This is a genomic window from Paraburkholderia phytofirmans OLGA172 (assembly GCF_001634365.1).
In the GTDB taxonomy this organism is placed as follows: domain Bacteria; phylum Pseudomonadota; class Gammaproteobacteria; order Burkholderiales; family Burkholderiaceae; genus Paraburkholderia.
This window is the reverse complement of the sequence record NZ_CP014580.1, coordinates 1-14,683: the sequence shown is the minus strand read 5'-3', so window position 1 is coordinate 14,683 and position 14,683 is coordinate 1. Positions and strand designations below refer to the sequence as shown.

Genomic DNA, 14,683 nt, shown 5'->3' with positions numbered 1-14,683 from the left:
CCGCGAATACAAACGCTCGAATCAGCGTGTAAGGCCAAGCCAACTGTTATAGCACACAGCATGCGATCGCTGCATGAGGGTCGTTCGCGCGCCTTTCTATATTACATTCAAGCTGTTAGCGGAGCCTTCGCTTGAGCGAGTTCACACCGTACGTGCGGCTGCCCCATACGTTGACCGTCGACAAGCCTTCAGTTGTTGCCTCGGGTTCGATCGATGACGATCAATTCGCAGCACATCAAGTCGAATTTGTCCGTCAGGTATTCGGTTATTGCACCCCCCCCTGCGTCACACTAGATGTCGCCTCTGAATTTTCTTAATTTGAAGAACTCAGAGGTGCAGGTTGAATGCGAAACAGACGTATTCTGTCGAATTCAGGGAGCAGGCGCTGGCAAAGGTCCTGCAACGAGGCAACCGGTCCGTAGGAACGGTTGCCTCGGAACTGAACATGAACGTATTAACCTTGAGGAAGTGGATCCGCGTGTCTAACGCCGCAAACCGCAACCCGGGGCCAGTCGATGCACGGCGCCCGGAAGACTGGTCTTTGGAAGAGCGCCTGCTGGCCTTGCAGCAGAGCCATGGGCTGAGCGACGAGGCACTGAACGCGTGGTGCCGTGAACGGGGTCTGTTTGCCCATCACCTGGTCCAGTGGCGCGCCCAGTTCTGCTCGGCCGGCACCGCGAGCAGCGCACGTGCAAACGCTCCAGAGCTGCGCGATCTATCAGTCCCAGGTTGCGGGCAAGCCGCGGCTTAGCGGCGCACTGGCGGCCCTGCGCGCATTGTGCGTGCCCAATGCCGAACAGCAGGCCGCTGCCTATGCTGAATGCAAGCAGCACCACCTGGAGGCGTTAATCGACGCAGGGGCCGTTACTGCTTTCCCCGACGCGCTGCGCTTCGTCAAGGCGGTGACGGCGCTGGGCTGGCCGATCGCGGTCGCATCATCCTCGAAAAACGCCAACACTATGTTACGGCGTATTCGCCTCGACGATGGGGGCAGCCTGTTTGACGCCTTCAGCGCCAATGTCTGCGGTCGTGATCTGCGACACGGCAAGCCGAGCCCGGTGTCGTGAGCGCCCACGAGGCCGCCTGGGCAAGACGTTGGCACTGCAGCGACGTCGAAATCGAGGGTGATCCGGGTGCGGAACAGGCCATTCGCTTCGCGCTCTACCACCTGAATGGCGCGGCCAATCCGGACGACGAGCACGTCTCGATTGGCGCACGGGCGCTGACGGGCGACGATTATCGCGGACATGTATTCTGGGACACCGAAATCTACCTGCTGCCGTTCTACATCCTGACGTGGCCGAAAGCGGCGCGCGCGCTGCTTATGTACCGGTTCCACACGCTCGACGGAGCGCGAGCAAAGGCGTCCGCAATGGGCTGGCATGGTGCCCTTTACGCGTGGGAGTCGGCCGACACCGGCGCTGAGACAACACCCTCGCACGGGGTCAGGCCGGACCGCACGGTCGTCGAAGTGAAGTCTGGAAAACAGGAACAGCACATCAGCGCGGACATCGCCTACGCGGTCTGGCAATACTGGCAGGCCACCGCAGACGAGGTTTTTCTGCGCGACGCCGGCGCCGAGATCCTGCTTGAGACCGCCCGCTTCTGGTCAAGCCGGGTGCAGGCGGAGGAGGACGGTCACTGCCATATCCGCGGTGTCATCGGCCCCGACGAATATCACGAGTCGATCGACGACAACGCCTTCACCAATGTCATGGCACGCTGGAATATCCGGCGCGCGCTAGAGGTGGTCGCGTTGCTGCGCGTCCGCTGGCCGGAGCACTGGGAAGGCCTGGCGGCTCGCCTCGGGTTGCACGATGACGAACTGGAGCAATGGCGCATCGTCGCCGACACGATAGCGACCGGCGTCGACCTCGAGACCGGACTGACTGAGCAGTTTGCAGGCTTTTTTTCACTCGAAGATATCGACCTCGCCCACTATGCCGGACGCTCGGTGCCGATCGATGTGGTGCTTGGCCGGGAGCGCACGCAAAAAGCCCAGGTGGTCAAACAGGCCGACGTCGTAGCGCTGCTGGCGCTGCTGCCAGATGAGTTCTCTCGCGAATCGGCGGCGCAGAACTTCCACTACTACGCGCCGCGATGCGGCCATGGCAGTTCGCTAAGCCGCCCCATGCATGGGATCGTTGCGGCCAGGCTGGGTGATACCGAAGCCGCACTGGATTACTTCCGTGAGACGTCGGTCATCGATCTCTCGGATAGTCATGCGGCCCTGGAGGGCGGCGTGCACATTGCAGGTTTGGCTGGCATCTGGTCGATGGTGGTTTTCGGCTTTGCCGGACTATCGCTTCGCAGTGACAGTCTGTGCCTGGACCCACACTTGCCGGCGGCCTGGGAGAGCCTTGCGTTCCGCCTGCAGTGGCGCGGCCGCCACATCAGGATCCGCATGGCGAGGGGCACGGAAAATCTCGAAGCGACGCTCGAAGCGGGAGAGCCAACGAAGCTTACCGTCAGAGGCAAGGAATTCCAGCTAGACCGTGCAACGACGCTCCATGTCGCAAGAAGCCGAACTCACCACAATGCCTCCGGATTCAACGATGGCAAACAGGACCGCTTATGCTCTGGGAAGCGATGAGCTCCGTGCGCGATCTGGGGCGTCTGCACGATATCGCTGCTATCCTCGTGCGTTACGGCTTTGGCGACATGGTACGCCGGGTCGGGCTGGCCGATGCACTCGAGCAGGCTGGTCGCGTTCTGCATTGGCGCGACACCCTGGCCTACGCGCACATGCCGCCGCCCGAACGGGTGCGGCGGGCGCTCGAAGATCTCGGGCCGACCTTTGTCAAACTCGGCCAGGTTCTTGCGACCCGGGTCGATCTGTTCGAACCGGAGTGGATCGCCGAATTCAGCAAGCTCCGAGACCACGCCCCGCCGTCGCCGTGGGACGCAGTTCATCAGCAACTCATCGAGGATCTGGGCGCGTCACCTGAGACGGTCTTCGCCAGATTCGATCCACAGCCGCTCGCCGCAGCATCGATTGCGCAGGTTTATAGCGCCAGTCTCCAGGACGGCACACCCGTCGTGGTCAAGGTTCGTCGCCCGGGCATCCGCCCTGTCGTCGAGGCCGATTTGCGCCTCCTGGCGCGCGCAAGCGAGATCGCCGAAGCGCAAAGCCCCGAGCTGCGCGCCTTCCGCCCGCACGAAGTGGTGCGGCGGTTCTCCCTGTCGCTGCGACGCGAACTTGACCTCGCCGAAGAGTGCCACAACGCCGAGCACATCGCCGAAAACTTTGCGGGCTACACCGACGACGATACACCAGCGACTATGGCGGCGGGGTCAACCCCAGCCGCGCAGTCGGTGATTGTCATCCCGCGCATTTACTGGCCATGGACCACCGAGCGGGTCTGCGTGCAAGACCGCATTGAAGGCATCCCCGGCAGCGATCTACATGCTGTTGAAGAGGCCGGGCTGGATCGCAAGCTCCTCGCCCGGCGCGGAGCGTGCGCCGTGCTGAAAATGATCGTCGACGACGGTCTGTTTCACGCCGATCCGCATCCCGGCAATGTTTTCTATCTACCGGATAACCGCATTGCCTTCATCGATTTCGGGATGGTCGGCCACCTTACCGAAGAGCGCCGCGATCAGTTGCTGAGCCTGCTTTTAGGTGTATTCAAGAATCAGCCCCGACAGGTTGTGGATGTGTTGCTTGACTGGACTGGCGAGAGCGTGGCCGACGAGGCCGAACTGGTACAGGACGTTGACGCGTTCGTCGACCGTTATCGCCGCGCGCTGCTCAAACAACTCCACCTCGCCGCCATGCTGTCCGACCTCCTCGCGATCTTGCGCCAACACCACTTGACGCTACCCGCCGATCTCGCGTTGCTGGTCAAGGCCTTCATCAGTCTGGAGGGCATGGGGCGTGAGCTCGACCCGGAGTTCGATATGGCTCAGGAACTCCTGCCGGTGCTTGGTAAGCGATCAGCGAAGCACGTCCCTCCCGCAGACTTGACCTAGACGTTTTTTTCGTGCTCCCGCTTGCCCAGCTTCCAGGGTAGCAGCGCCTCGTAGTCGTCGGCGCTCTTTGCGTAGGGCAGCGCCTTGAACAGATCAGTCAGGTAGCGGTAGATGTCGACGCGATTGGCCTTGCACGACTCAACGAGCGAATAGAGGTTGGCACTCGCTTTCGCCCCGCCCACCGTGTCCGCGAAGAGCCAGGAGCGGCGGCCTACCGTGAAGGGTCGGATTGAATTTTCGCAAGGGTTATTGTCGATGGGCCACGCTTCGTTCTCGACATAGCGGTTCAGCTTGGGCCACTGCCCGGCCAGGTAATTCAACGCCTTGCCCAGCAAGCCCTTGGGTGCAGTCGTCTCGAGGTGATGATCCAGTAACGCTTTGATTTGCGCGAGCACCGCGCGGCTATAGCGTCGGCGCAGCCGCGCCCGCCGATGCGGTTTTTCGCTGGCACGCGACTCCGCCGCGTACAGCTTGCCAATCAGATGGATGAACTGCGTCGCGGGTTGATGACGGCCACGCGCCTCTTTGGGCAAGACCGCCTCGGCTTCTACGAAGTAGCGGCGGCAATGGGCCCAGCATCCTAAATGCACGAGTTCGTTCGCGCTGGCGATCGCGTTATACGGCTCATAGCCATCGGTCATCAGCACGGCGCCACGGCGCATGCCGACCCACAGGTCCGCTCCCAGCTGTTTGCTGCGCCCGGGCGCATAACTGAACAGCCGCACCGGCGGCCCGCTGCCGTTCATTTGCGCCCACATGTAACTCTTCGTCTGCGGGGCCCGTCCGGGCTCCTTGAGAACCTGCACCGTGGTCTCGTCGCCAAACACGATCTCGCTGTCCAGCAGATGATCACGCATCAGGTTGATGACGGGCTGCACCGCTTCGCCCAGGCGCACCACGCTGGCTGCCAGCGTATTGCGCGAGATATCGCCGCCGAAGCGCCGCAGCAGTGCAGCGATTCGATACAGCGGCAAGCCGTCCACGAACTTCGAGATGACGAACCACGCCAGCGCCGCTTCAGTGAACAACCCCTTCGGGATGATGCGCGAGCGCGCCGGCGTGACCTTCATGCCTTGATCACAGCTCGGGCACGCATACTTCACGCGCTCATGACGGATCACCCGCACCTGCTGCGGAATGATGTCGAGCTGCTCGCTGACCTCGACGCCGATCTCCACCCGCACGCTGCCGTCGTGCGGGCAGATGCGCTCCTCTTCAGAGAGTTCGTAGCGGATCACCTCGCGCGGCAAGGCCGGATCGAGCGGCTTGCGTCCGGACTTCTTGCGCCGGTGGCCGGCCACCGGCGTGCTGTCGACTTCGTCTTCCTGAGCCGGGAGCGTCGCCGCCGTCGGCGCCAGCGCTTCCGCCTCGTTCAGGAACAGGTCACGCTGATCCGCGCTGCGTGCCTCGCTCTTCGCCCCGAACAGCCGGCGCTCGAACGCCTTGAGCTGCTCCTTCAGAAGATCGCGCTCGACCTTCGTTACCCGCAGTTCGCCACGCAACGCGTCGCGTTCAGCAAGCACCGCATCGCGCTCGGCGATGAGCGCGGCGAGTTCCTCGGCGGTGATCGAAGCGGGTTGAACAGAAGCGCGTGTCATGGCGTAACCATAGCGAATCCCGAGGCGCCGTGGGTTTACGTAAATTTGTAACGTCGCCGTCCTCTGTCGCGTCTGAGCTACACCCCAGCGAACGCCATCAGCTGACACGGGCATAGTGCCGCGCCGGATGCTTGCGTATCGCCGCCAGGTCGATGCCCTCAAGAAGCCAATGAAGTTGCTCTACCGTCAGCTCAAGTACGGCCGCTTCGCGTGGCCATATAAAACGGTCAGCCTCGAGGCGCTTCAACATGAGCCAGAAGCCGTTGCGCTCCCACATGAGTAACTTGATGCGATCGGCCCGCCGGTTGCGAAACACATAGACGGCCCGGGCGAACGGATCGAGTCCCAGCGCCTGCTCAACCAGGGCCGACAGACCCGTGATGCTCTTGCGGAAATCCACGGCGTCGCGATGGACGTACACCTTCAGGTCAGCGTCGAGCCGGAACATCGCAGCGCCCCAGCGTTTCGATCATCACCGACACCAGCGTCGCGTCCTGTCCGGCACACTCGAGCCTGAGCGTGATGCCGTTGGGCAACTCCGCCATCAGTCTCGATGGCGCCGGCGTGTATGGCAATGCACGGTCAGGCTCTGGGCGCGTCGGCGCGAGCGTGACATGCTCAGGCTTCGTGTGGACGCTCTCGATTCGGTCCACCGCGACGACCGGCACAAACGCCGGCATCGCGCTTCCTGTCACGGTCGTCGCAACGTGCCCGCCTTGCTCCTGCTGATGCTGGCTGATCCATTTGCGCAGCAGGTTCGCATTCAACTTGTGCTCCAGCGCCATCCTTGCAACCGATACGCCAGGCTGCAAGCACGCCTGTACCAGTTCACGCTTGGCCTGTGGATCGAAGCGCCGGCGGCGCCCGCCTCGCTCAAAGCCTGCTACCAGGCGCTCGTTCAGATCGCTGCTGTCTGCTGCCATAGTGTCCACCTCCGATTTAAGTGGACACTATCGTCGCCTCTCCGGGCGCGTGGCGATAGGGCGTCAATGAACGATCGCTTACCCTGGACGACGATCTGGAGATGCGGGAAGAGAACCCGCCAAACAGGAAGAAACTGGAGAAGGCAGCACGGGAATTCCGCACCTATATCGGGGCCAACCAGGCGTTCATTCCGAACTACGGGGACCGCTACCGGCATGATGAGACGATTTCCACGGCGTTTGTCGAGTCGACCGTGAACTATGTGGTCAGCAAGCGCTTTGTGAAAAAGCAGCAGATGCGTTGGACCCAGCGCGGCGCGCATTTGCTGCTGCAAAACCCGTGTGCAGGTCCTGAACGACGATCTGCGGAAAACCTTCGTCCGCTGGTTTCCCGGAATGAGACCGGAAGAACCTGCGGCGCTAAAGGAGGCGGCATAGAAGTTTCAGCCCCCGGAATGACGCGCTCTCCTAATGCCGTGCAAGGCAGCTTGTGCACATTTACGTTACGCGTAACGAAATACTGCATTTATCGTTATGAATAACGTAAAATAGACGTGGTCGACCGCACCAGGATGGATCATGCCTTCACCGGCAAACGACAAGGTAACCGGCACCACGGAAAAGCGTGGCCGTGGCCGGCCACGGAAACCGGATGCGATGTCGAACGCCGAGCGTCAGGCAGCGTGGCGAGCCCGACATGGCGCGCGCACAAAATCCGTTACGGTAACGAAAAATACCCCTCCGCCTGCCGACGCCCATGACGCCCTGGTGCGGGAGTGCGAGCAGCTGCGTGGGGAACCGGTACAGGCGCGGCGCGAGCTTGAGACTGTGTCACGGGCGAAGCCGTCTGCCCAAGCTCCTTCTGACGTGGCGACAGTCCTCGGACGGCTTCCGCGTCAGGAAGCCGCCGATTCTGGCGAGCGGCGTCTGAACCTGACGATGACTGGCACCCAGTTTTTCGCGCTGGAGCGGCTGGTCGCGCACTTCGGCCTGTCCCGGCGCGCGGTGATCGAGCGCCTGATCGACTGGGCCGACGACACGTTTTCGAGGTCACTTTACGACGACGAAGCCGCATTTAACCGTTACGTCGACCGTGACCGTAACGAAAAATAATCCACCCACTGACAGGATCGGCACGAGCCAGCTCAAGAACCTGCAGGACCGGTTCCGCCAGTGGTGCTCCTTCTGGCGACGTCCCTGAACGCATGACGTAACCGGTTTTGACAACACACAGGCACCTTGAATGGCGGCACCCCACGAAGCATGGCCGGCGGGTTGGTTGATCACACGCCATCGTCCGCTTGCCACTGCCACACGAAATGCTCGTCACGATCCCTTCGCAGCAGCGCGCCGCAATAACCGAGGGTCGGTCAACCACTCATCACGCGCTCCAACCAGGACGAGCGCGAAGTCCGGATGATTGGGATTGAGCAAATAATTGGATTCTGCAGGAACGACCGCACTGGGAACAGCCAGCACGGCGCTGGTTCGCTTCCGCTCCCACGCCGATCCAAGTTGCTGCAGTTCGGCCCGCGCTGAAATGTCCCGCCAGTCGCGAGGCAAACTGGCGGGATCGATACGTTCGACGATTTTCTCCGGGATACTGGCCGGAATCATCACATAGCGGGCGCGCAGCGGTGAATCCTGGACCAACATCTCGAGCAGCGCGAGCGATTGCGTCTGCGCCGTATACACCATCGCGACGCCTTTGGGGTTCCACCGGCCACCGTACAATCGCGCTCCTTCCCCAGAAAAAGCAGTATCCGCATATCGTTCAGTCACCACCCGCCATGCCGTGAACATCACGCAAACACGCCATGCTCGATGCGTCCTAGCGTATCCATCACGCTATCGGTGCCAATGTCGGTATCGACAAGACTCAGCGGCGTGGCGTCTTCCAGGGCAGCAACCGGCATCTTAAGCCAGGCGAGTGCCAGGTCGAGATCATCAAACACCTCGGCAGCGCGCGCGGCGACACGCGCGAGTCGCAGCAGCTTGGCCGACTCCTCACGGCTCAACACCCCTTCCCGCTTGCGACGCGCCAAAGTACGCTCCGGGATATCGAGCGCCTGCGCCAGTTCAGCTTGCGAAAGTCCGACGGATTTGAGCATCGCGTCCAGCGCCCGCGACGAAATGCCGTGGCGGACGACCTCCACCCATTCAAGGCCGGATCGGGGAGAACGCGGAAATACCGACCGCCCTCCCAGTAATGAATCGGCTGATACCTTCTCGATGACGTTCATTCGTTTCACCTCCTGCCATTTGGCATCTATTTTATACCAAAATGGCAGAGGCGGTAGTTGCTGCCGGGGCATCGCCGGTCCGGGCGGGACTGCCGACTACTTTCAGCGAGAGATCGCGCCAAAACCCCTTGGGGGGTTGTGCGATGAACGTGTTTGTAATTTGAACGCGATGTTGTACCCGAGATGGAGGAAGTGCACCTACTTGCGTTGCCCGCGCGCGGCCTTTCTAAGTTCGCCGGCAACAAAGGAGCCAAACGTGTTGGCGATATCCGGAAAGGTCAGGATGTTCGCCTCTGTTACCTGGGCAGGTTTAAGCATCTGACGTTCAATCGCCCGGAGCCCCATAGTGCTCGATGCGACAAACTTGCGGACAAGGTCCTCCCGTTTCTTCTTGTCTGCCGTGTCAAAGTATTCGCGCGCGAGGCGAATCTCTTCGTGTCGACGCTGTTCGGCTGCGGCATTAGCTGCCGCCAAATTGGCGGCTACCGCTTTTTGAATGTCGGAATTGGACTCCTGTTGAACCGTCGCCGCGTCAACCAGTTGAGCCTGAATTAACTCAACCTGCTTATCGGCTTCGGACACTCGGTAGTTGTCCGAAAGGGCTTTCATCATGTACCCCGCAGCCGTTTTAATCTTGTCGCCCTGTCGGATTCTCCACCGGGTGTATTCGATGGCCTGTTGAATGCGCTCATCGGTCCACATTGCCCGGTTCTGCGCGATTGTCTCAAACTGCTTTTCGGACAGCGCGAATTCGTTCTGCAGCGTCATGAAAAGCGCTACCGAATTGAGCATATCCGCCTTGGAGGCCACAGCTGCCTCCTTGCGCTTGAGCCTGAAGCGAATCTGGTCTTTCTTTCGCGAACCCGGCGTCCCTACCCGGGTTTCATACGACAGCTCGATGTCAGACAGCTCGTTGATTTGGCTCACGGCTGGCTCTAGGTAATCACGCTTGAAGTATTTGAATTCAGCGTTGTTTGCCCATGACTTTCCGGGCAGGTTTCTAACGAGGTCCAGCGGTAGCCACTCCGTTACCGCGTTCGGAACAAATGGCAGGACATGGTCGTAGATTGCGCGCGCATAGATAAGCGTAAATCTCGAGGTGATTAACAGGCTAGTCCAGTAAGAGTTCTCGGGGTCCTTGATGAGGCGTTGCAGCTCAACCGGCACCCTGAATCGAATCCGACCATTTCTGACACTGACGCGGCCTATCAGCTCAAGCCAGTCGCCATCCTCATTCTCGACCACCAAGTCGTGGTCATCCGCCTCATCATCGACTGCCCTGCCCTTTTCCTCACTGCTTTCAACGGACTCTTCCACCATCCGTCCAGCCGAATCGACCGACAAGACTGGCGCGCTTGTCACTTCGAGCATGGAAGATTTGACGCTACGAATGACGCTGGAAAAATGCTTCTTGTTTTTACTGTCATAGCGCATCAGCCATTTGAAAAAGCTGAGGGTGACATCGTAGGCTTCCTGGATTTCAGGTTCCTGCGCGACGATAAAGTAGGCGGCGTCAACGAAACGCCTAGCGGATAGACCGAGGCCAATAATGCGGGCAAAGACCCGGTTCTTTTGATAGCCGATATCCTTGTCAGAGACGGCCTCATTGATAGACCCGCGTGTCGGCGCCATTTCGACGAAAAGGTCAAGCGCATATTGAAGCGGGGTCACTCGCCGTTCGATGCTGCTGGCCATGCCTGTTCCCTGAAGATGCAGCTATTCTTAAGCCAAAATTTCAGCAGACTTTAAGCATATAAAGGTGAGATGTCAATGGATGCGTCTCACCTTTCGCGCCGTCGACGACCGCGGGTACAACATCTCTCACCTTCGGTACAACAAGTCTCACCGCCAACTCAGACACGTGCGCCCAAACCTCTGCGCGTCCGGGATTCCGCCCGCTTATCCACAGACCTGCCGTCAAATCTCTCACCTCTGGACCGGCTATGGCACCTTCTCTCACCTTCGGGTCCACGGAGTCTCACTTTTTACCCTTCGGATTTCTCACCTAAGAGGTACATTATCTCTCACCTTTGACACATCAACTCTCACCCTACACGTGTTAACCTGTTGATTTTAAAGGATCCCGATCTTCCCTGTTTGTTTGTAGGTTCGTTTTTTTATAAAACAACCTACAAACGGGTGACCAGTTCATCGCGCTATTGAAAGGGCATGACGCCGATGGTCGCGGACAGGCGCTTCGGCAAGATACGACCGGTGATTGCTAATTGGCCGCACCGAATTCGCGGCACAAAAGCAGCGGTCATCAAGCTGCCAGTCAGGCCGGAACAGTCAACACAGCGGCTGCTCGGACCTACTGTAGGGTTAGGCTCTCGACGGAACTTAAAATCGCCTCGAAACCCGTATGAATGCTAGGTTTCATATATTTCTATCAGCGTGGAACACTACACTAGCTGCAGTTGCTCTTCGAAAGGTGAGAGATTTTGTACGCGTGGTCTGGCTTTGAGATTGCACAAGGAACTCACGGTACAAAATCTCCCACCTATTCATTGGGCCGCCGATGGCCAATGGAAATGCGCTTCCGTGGCGAGCCTCCGTGCCTCGGTAGGATGAGAAACTTTGTGCCCAATATGCTGGTGCATGGGCAACTAGGCAAACCAGGTACACAATCTTTCACCTTTAGCTCTGGTTCGTGGTTAGTGAAGGCGAAGGTGAGATGGACACGGTGCGGAGACGCGATTCTCGTGCCGCAGGCCCGCCTTTCTGCCTCGACATGTCTGATTTTTCCCAACTGCGGCAGCAGCCCGATTACTTCGTTTCTTAGTACCTCGACCGGAATATGCTCACCTCGGCTCGTGTAGCTCGTCAAAGGTGAGAGATTTTGTACCTGCAATGGCGGAGACTCATCTTCTGTCCGCGCTGGGACTGGGCGATTGAATATATAGAAAACAGTGGCTTACGCGCGACTCTTCAGAATTCAGGCGATGAAACAAGCATGTTTTTGCGTTTTTCCTGTATTCTCCGTTTAGCTTCAATTTCCAGGGAAAACTCAGAAATGGCCAATGTCAGTCAACCCATGCCGATAGACCGAACCGTGACGCTTGAGGAAATCTCCGATTTCGCGGACGTCGTCACCGATTATGCAACTGAATTACGAGACCAGATACTAGCGCCGCGCCCGCGCAAGGAAGCGCCCGTGTTCACTACGGGAGAAGTCGCCGAGCTGTGTGGGTTGACGCGGCAGCAAGTGCAATACCTTGCAACGAAGGGGGACGGTGTCTTGCCGGAGGGGCAGTCGACAGGCACTGGCCGAAGTCGTAGTCGGCTGTTCACATTGGTTGAAGCTCGAAACTGGGTACAGAAGGTATCGGACATTTACCAGACGCCGCTGGTAGTTGGTCCGAGTGACTTCGAGGGCAAAGTGGTCGTTACCTCGCAGCTCAAGGGCGGTTCGGCCAAAACGACGTCAGCTATGTGTCTTGCCCAAGGGCTGAGCTTGCGCGGAAGAAAGGTTGCCGTAGTTGACCTCGACCCCCAAGCTTCCCTTTCGGAGCTGTGTGGCTTGTATGCCGAGAAGGAAGTCTTTCCTGACGACACGGTACTCCCTTATATCTATGACCAGAAGGTAGAGGGCGGCCTGCTGGCGAAAGTGCAGAAGACTTATTGGGATGGGCTAGACATCATCCCTGCTCATACTGAACTGGTCGGTGCGGAGTATCACCTCCCAGCAATGCAGATGAAGATTCCTGGCTTCAAATTCTGGCAGGTGCTGCGCGACGGGCTTGCGCCTTTGCGCAAGCACTACGACTACATCATTCTGGACACGTCGCCTTCTCTTTCATACCTGAATCTGAATGCCCTGTTAGCCGCGGACGCGATGGTGATGCCTATGGTCCCGGAGAATCTCGACTTTTTCAGCTCACTTTCGTTCTGGCGGCTTTTCTCCGACGTTGCCAAGTCCTTTATCAAATACGAATCCAACAAAAAGTATGACTTCGTGTCCGTCTTGCTGACGCGTGTGAATTACAGCACCACTTCCGCGGCTCCTGTCGTGCGCACCTGGGCGCAGGGCGCTTACCGGCACTGGCTGTCCCAGTTCGAGGTTCCAGCTAGTTCCGTGATGAGTTCGGGCGCGCTTGCGTTCACTACCGTATTTGATATCAGCAGCTCACACAGCCAGGCCAAGTCCTTGGCGCGGGTAAGACAGCCGCTCGTCGACTACTGCCGATGGGTCGATGACATGTTCGTCCAACAATGGAGGCCAGCACAATGAGCAACGGCAATATTCGTGACCAGATGCTGGCCAAGACCGCCGGTCTTCGCTCGACGGCGGAAAGAACCCCCGACGTTGGCCGGCGCGCGAGTCGCACAGAGACTGCGCCGGGTATGGCCGGGGCATTGGCGGCCGCGCAATTGAGGGTGCAGGAACTCGAGTCGACCGGCACGTCGTCGCAATTGCCTGTTTCCGCCATCGTCCCAAACCCCTGGCAGCCGCGGCGAGTTTTCAACGAAGCCAAACTGTCTGAGCTGGCGGAATCGATTCGCGAAGTGGGGCTCATGCAGCCCATCGTTGTTCGGCGCGTCGAGTCGGCGTACCAGATTGTCGCCGGGGAACGCCGCTGGCGGTCACATAAGATGCTCGGGCTTGAGAACATCAAGACAGTAGTGATCGAATGCTCCGACCAAGACATGATTGTCTTGGCGCTTGTCGAGAATCTGGGACGGGATGACCTGTCTGACTATGAGGTTGCCATCTCCATCCGGCAGTCGGAGACTGAGTTTCCGAGCCGAAAGCGGTTGGCGGAATCACTGGGCCTGTCGCGCACGGGCCTGTACCAGTTTCTCGCGTTTCAAAATTTGCCTGACTTCATCAAGAATGACCTCGATTTGCAGCCTGGTCTTCTCGGCTGCAACGCCGCTGAGGAGGTTGTGTCTGCTCTCAAGAAGCACGGGGCGGACGCTGAATTGGCAGCGAGAGAACTGTGGCCCGACGTGGTGAAAGGCGAGTTGGCCCAAGGCAAATTCGCTCCGGCAATTGTCGCCATGGTCACACGCCGCGCGACCGGGACGGCGGCTCGGGAGCGTCTCATTGAGAAGTTTTTCGCTGGCAAGGACCAAGCTGGAAGCATAACCAAGGACGTCAACAACTTCACGGTCAAAATCAAAACCGCGTCGTTGACCGAGGCGCAAGAGACTCGAATCCGGCAACTCATAAGTGATCTGTACAAGGGTGAGCCTCGCTGACGATCCGGCGTAGCTGCCATAGATGAGCCCGCCTCGAGCGGGCTTTTTTGTACCCAGTAGAGGCTAGGGTTGGTGTCAGTAATACTGACACAGCCTCCAAACCGGACGGCCCGCAGTTTCACTTCTGCGCGGCTCGCCCAAGCGCCGTGCTGCGCGGATCTCCGGTGAATAGCTGGAGTGTCAGTATTACTGACACTCTCAAACTACTGTCGGCGCGCAAACAAAACAGCCAAGCTGAATCCCGGCTGTTTAGAATTGCGCGTGTGTTGAGGCGCTAGCGCAGACGCAGAGATAGCCTAATCACCGTGACCTACCCCAAACACCCGGGCGCTCACGTGAAGTGGATTTGCGCCCAGTGCATGCGGAAGCAAAGGCCAGCTCCGACCAGTCCGATTGCAACGAAGCAAACTGCGGTGGTCAGCAATGCTACGAGCGTCACGAGGATGTGTTCGAAGTGCTCCTTGATGTGCTCACCAGTGGTCGCGTGCGCAGGAACTCTAGCGAGGACTGTTGGCGCAGTAGCGGCTGCCGGGCCTTTTTATCGTTTTATAGGTCATGACATTTCACGTATGCGCCCCGGTCTCTGTGGAACGGACGGGCGTGAACGTCGTGACTCGGATAGCGAAGCGTTGATATCTCCGAGCGCTGACGAAGCGTCGCATTAGAGCTTCCCTTCTTCCTCTCGTCGCGACGTCACCTGGCGGCCTCCGTGCGCTCTTGCGAAGCACCGACGATTTCAGTCATC

12 protein-coding genes and 2 pseudogenes are annotated in these 14,683 nt (G+C 59.2%); 8 read left to right on the top strand and 6 right to left on the bottom strand.

Annotated elements, in window-relative coordinates; translation table 11 throughout:
* Positions 1-340 precede the first annotated feature (340 nt).
* The 4 genes and pseudogenes from AYM40_RS39665 to AYM40_RS35615 all read left to right on the top strand — a co-directional run.
* Entirely contained in the window at positions 341-751 is a 411-nt protein-coding gene (locus tag AYM40_RS39665; protein ID WP_082855538.1) for a transposase, read from the top strand.
* On the top strand, positions 690-1,067 hold the full coding sequence (locus AYM40_RS35625; RefSeq protein ID WP_181448483.1) for an HAD family hydrolase: 378 nt from the start codon (positions 690-692) through the stop codon (positions 1,065-1,067). Before AYM40_RS39665 ends, AYM40_RS35625 begins: the two co-directional genes overlap by 62 nt.
* Complete coding sequence (locus AYM40_RS35620; protein WP_082855537.1) at positions 1,064-2,593, top strand: glycosyl hydrolase family 65 protein; 1,530 nt, start codon at positions 1,064-1,066, stop codon at positions 2,591-2,593. Before AYM40_RS35625 ends, AYM40_RS35620 begins: the two co-directional genes overlap by 4 nt.
* Positions 2,575-3,960: pseudogene (locus tag AYM40_RS35615) on the top strand (ABC1 kinase family protein); the annotation flags it as partial. The gene AYM40_RS35620 and the pseudogene AYM40_RS35615, both read left to right, overlap by 19 nt.
* An 8-nt stretch (positions 3,961-3,968) precedes the next feature.
* On the opposite strand, the gene tnpC reads toward AYM40_RS35615, so the two are convergent.
* The 3 genes from tnpC to tnpA form a co-directional block, all read right to left on the bottom strand.
* Positions 3,969-5,570, bottom strand: coding sequence for an IS66 family transposase (gene tnpC / locus AYM40_RS35610; RefSeq protein ID WP_063500925.1), 1,602 nt, complete (start codon positions 5,568-5,570; stop codon positions 3,969-3,971).
* A gap of 97 nt (positions 5,571-5,667) precedes the next feature.
* Positions 5,668-6,018: an IS66 family insertion sequence element accessory protein TnpB gene (tnpB, locus tag AYM40_RS35605; RefSeq protein ID WP_063496045.1), complete on the bottom strand. Its 351-nt coding sequence runs from the start codon at positions 6,016-6,018 to the stop codon at positions 5,668-5,670.
* Positions 5,999-6,493, bottom strand: coding sequence for an IS66-like element accessory protein TnpA (gene tnpA / locus AYM40_RS35600; protein ID WP_063496046.1), 495 nt, complete (start codon positions 6,491-6,493; stop codon positions 5,999-6,001). The genes tnpB and tnpA overlap by 20 nt, the downstream gene beginning before the upstream one ends.
* An 83-nt stretch (positions 6,494-6,576) precedes the next feature.
* On the opposite strand from tnpA, the pseudogene AYM40_RS35595 reads away from it, so the two are divergent.
* Positions 6,577-6,931 (top strand): annotated as a pseudogene (locus tag AYM40_RS35595) (ISKra4 family transposase); the annotation flags it as partial.
* A 141-nt stretch (positions 6,932-7,072) separates the two neighbouring features.
* Positions 7,073-7,606, top strand: a complete 534-nt coding sequence (locus AYM40_RS35590; RefSeq protein ID WP_063500923.1) for a hypothetical protein — start codon at positions 7,073-7,075, stop codon at positions 7,604-7,606.
* A 213-nt stretch (positions 7,607-7,819) separates the two neighbouring features.
* Here the strand turns inward: AYM40_RS35590 and AYM40_RS35585 are convergent, their stop codons facing one another.
* The 3 genes from AYM40_RS35585 to AYM40_RS35575 all read right to left on the bottom strand — a co-directional run bounded on the left by AYM40_RS35585 (position 7,820) and on the right by AYM40_RS35575 (position 10,431).
* Complete coding sequence (locus AYM40_RS35585; protein ID WP_063500922.1) at positions 7,820-8,296, bottom strand: RES family NAD+ phosphorylase; 477 nt, start codon at positions 8,294-8,296, stop codon at positions 7,820-7,822.
* A complete protein-coding gene (parS, locus tag AYM40_RS35580; RefSeq protein WP_063500921.1) occupies positions 8,296-8,736 on the bottom strand; it encodes an antitoxin Xre-like helix-turn-helix domain-containing protein in 441 nt (146 codons plus the stop codon). The genes AYM40_RS35585 and parS overlap by 1 nt, the downstream gene beginning before the upstream one ends.
* Before the next feature lie 198 nt (positions 8,737-8,934).
* On the bottom strand, positions 8,935-10,431 hold the full coding sequence (locus AYM40_RS35575; protein WP_063500920.1) for a replication initiation protein: 1,497 nt from the start codon (positions 10,429-10,431) through the stop codon (positions 8,935-8,937).
* A 1,318-nt stretch (positions 10,432-11,749) separates the two neighbouring features.
* Here AYM40_RS35575 and AYM40_RS35570 point away from each other — a divergent pair.
* Both AYM40_RS35570 and AYM40_RS35565 read left to right on the top strand, forming a co-directional pair.
* Positions 11,750-12,967, top strand: a complete 1,218-nt coding sequence (locus AYM40_RS35570; protein ID WP_063500919.1) for an AAA family ATPase — start codon at positions 11,750-11,752, stop codon at positions 12,965-12,967.
* Positions 12,964-13,938, top strand: coding sequence for a ParB/RepB/Spo0J family partition protein (locus AYM40_RS35565; protein ID WP_063500918.1), 975 nt, complete (start codon positions 12,964-12,966; stop codon positions 13,936-13,938). Before AYM40_RS35570 ends, AYM40_RS35565 begins: the two co-directional genes overlap by 4 nt.
* Positions 13,939-14,683: the final 745 nt, after the last annotated feature.

Excerpts from the sequence above, each read along its gene's own strand:
- tnpC (WP_063500925.1), bottom strand. The coding sequence starts at position 5,570 with ATGACACGCGCTTCTGTTCAACCCGCTTCGATCACCGCCGAGGAACTC.
- tnpB (WP_063496045.1), bottom strand. The coding sequence starts at position 6,018 with ATGTTCCGGCTCGACGCTGACCTGAAGGTGTACGTCCATCGCGACGCC.
- tnpA (WP_063496046.1), bottom strand. The coding sequence starts at position 6,493 with ATGGCAGCAGACAGCAGCGATCTGAACGAGCGCCTGGTAGCAGGCTTT.
- AYM40_RS35590 (WP_063500923.1), top strand. The coding sequence starts at position 7,073 with ATGCCTTCACCGGCAAACGACAAGGTAACCGGCACCACGGAAAAGCGT.
- AYM40_RS35585 (WP_063500922.1), bottom strand. The coding sequence starts at position 8,296 with ATGTTCACGGCATGGCGGGTGGTGACTGAACGATATGCGGATACTGCT.
- parS (WP_063500921.1), bottom strand. The coding sequence starts at position 8,736 with ATGAACGTCATCGAGAAGGTATCAGCCGATTCATTACTGGGAGGGCGG.
- AYM40_RS35575 (WP_063500920.1), bottom strand. The coding sequence starts at position 10,431 with ATGGCCAGCAGCATCGAACGGCGAGTGACCCCGCTTCAATATGCGCTT.
- AYM40_RS35570 (WP_063500919.1), top strand. The coding sequence starts at position 11,750 with ATGGCCAATGTCAGTCAACCCATGCCGATAGACCGAACCGTGACGCTT.
- AYM40_RS35565 (WP_063500918.1), top strand. The coding sequence starts at position 12,964 with ATGAGCAACGGCAATATTCGTGACCAGATGCTGGCCAAGACCGCCGGT.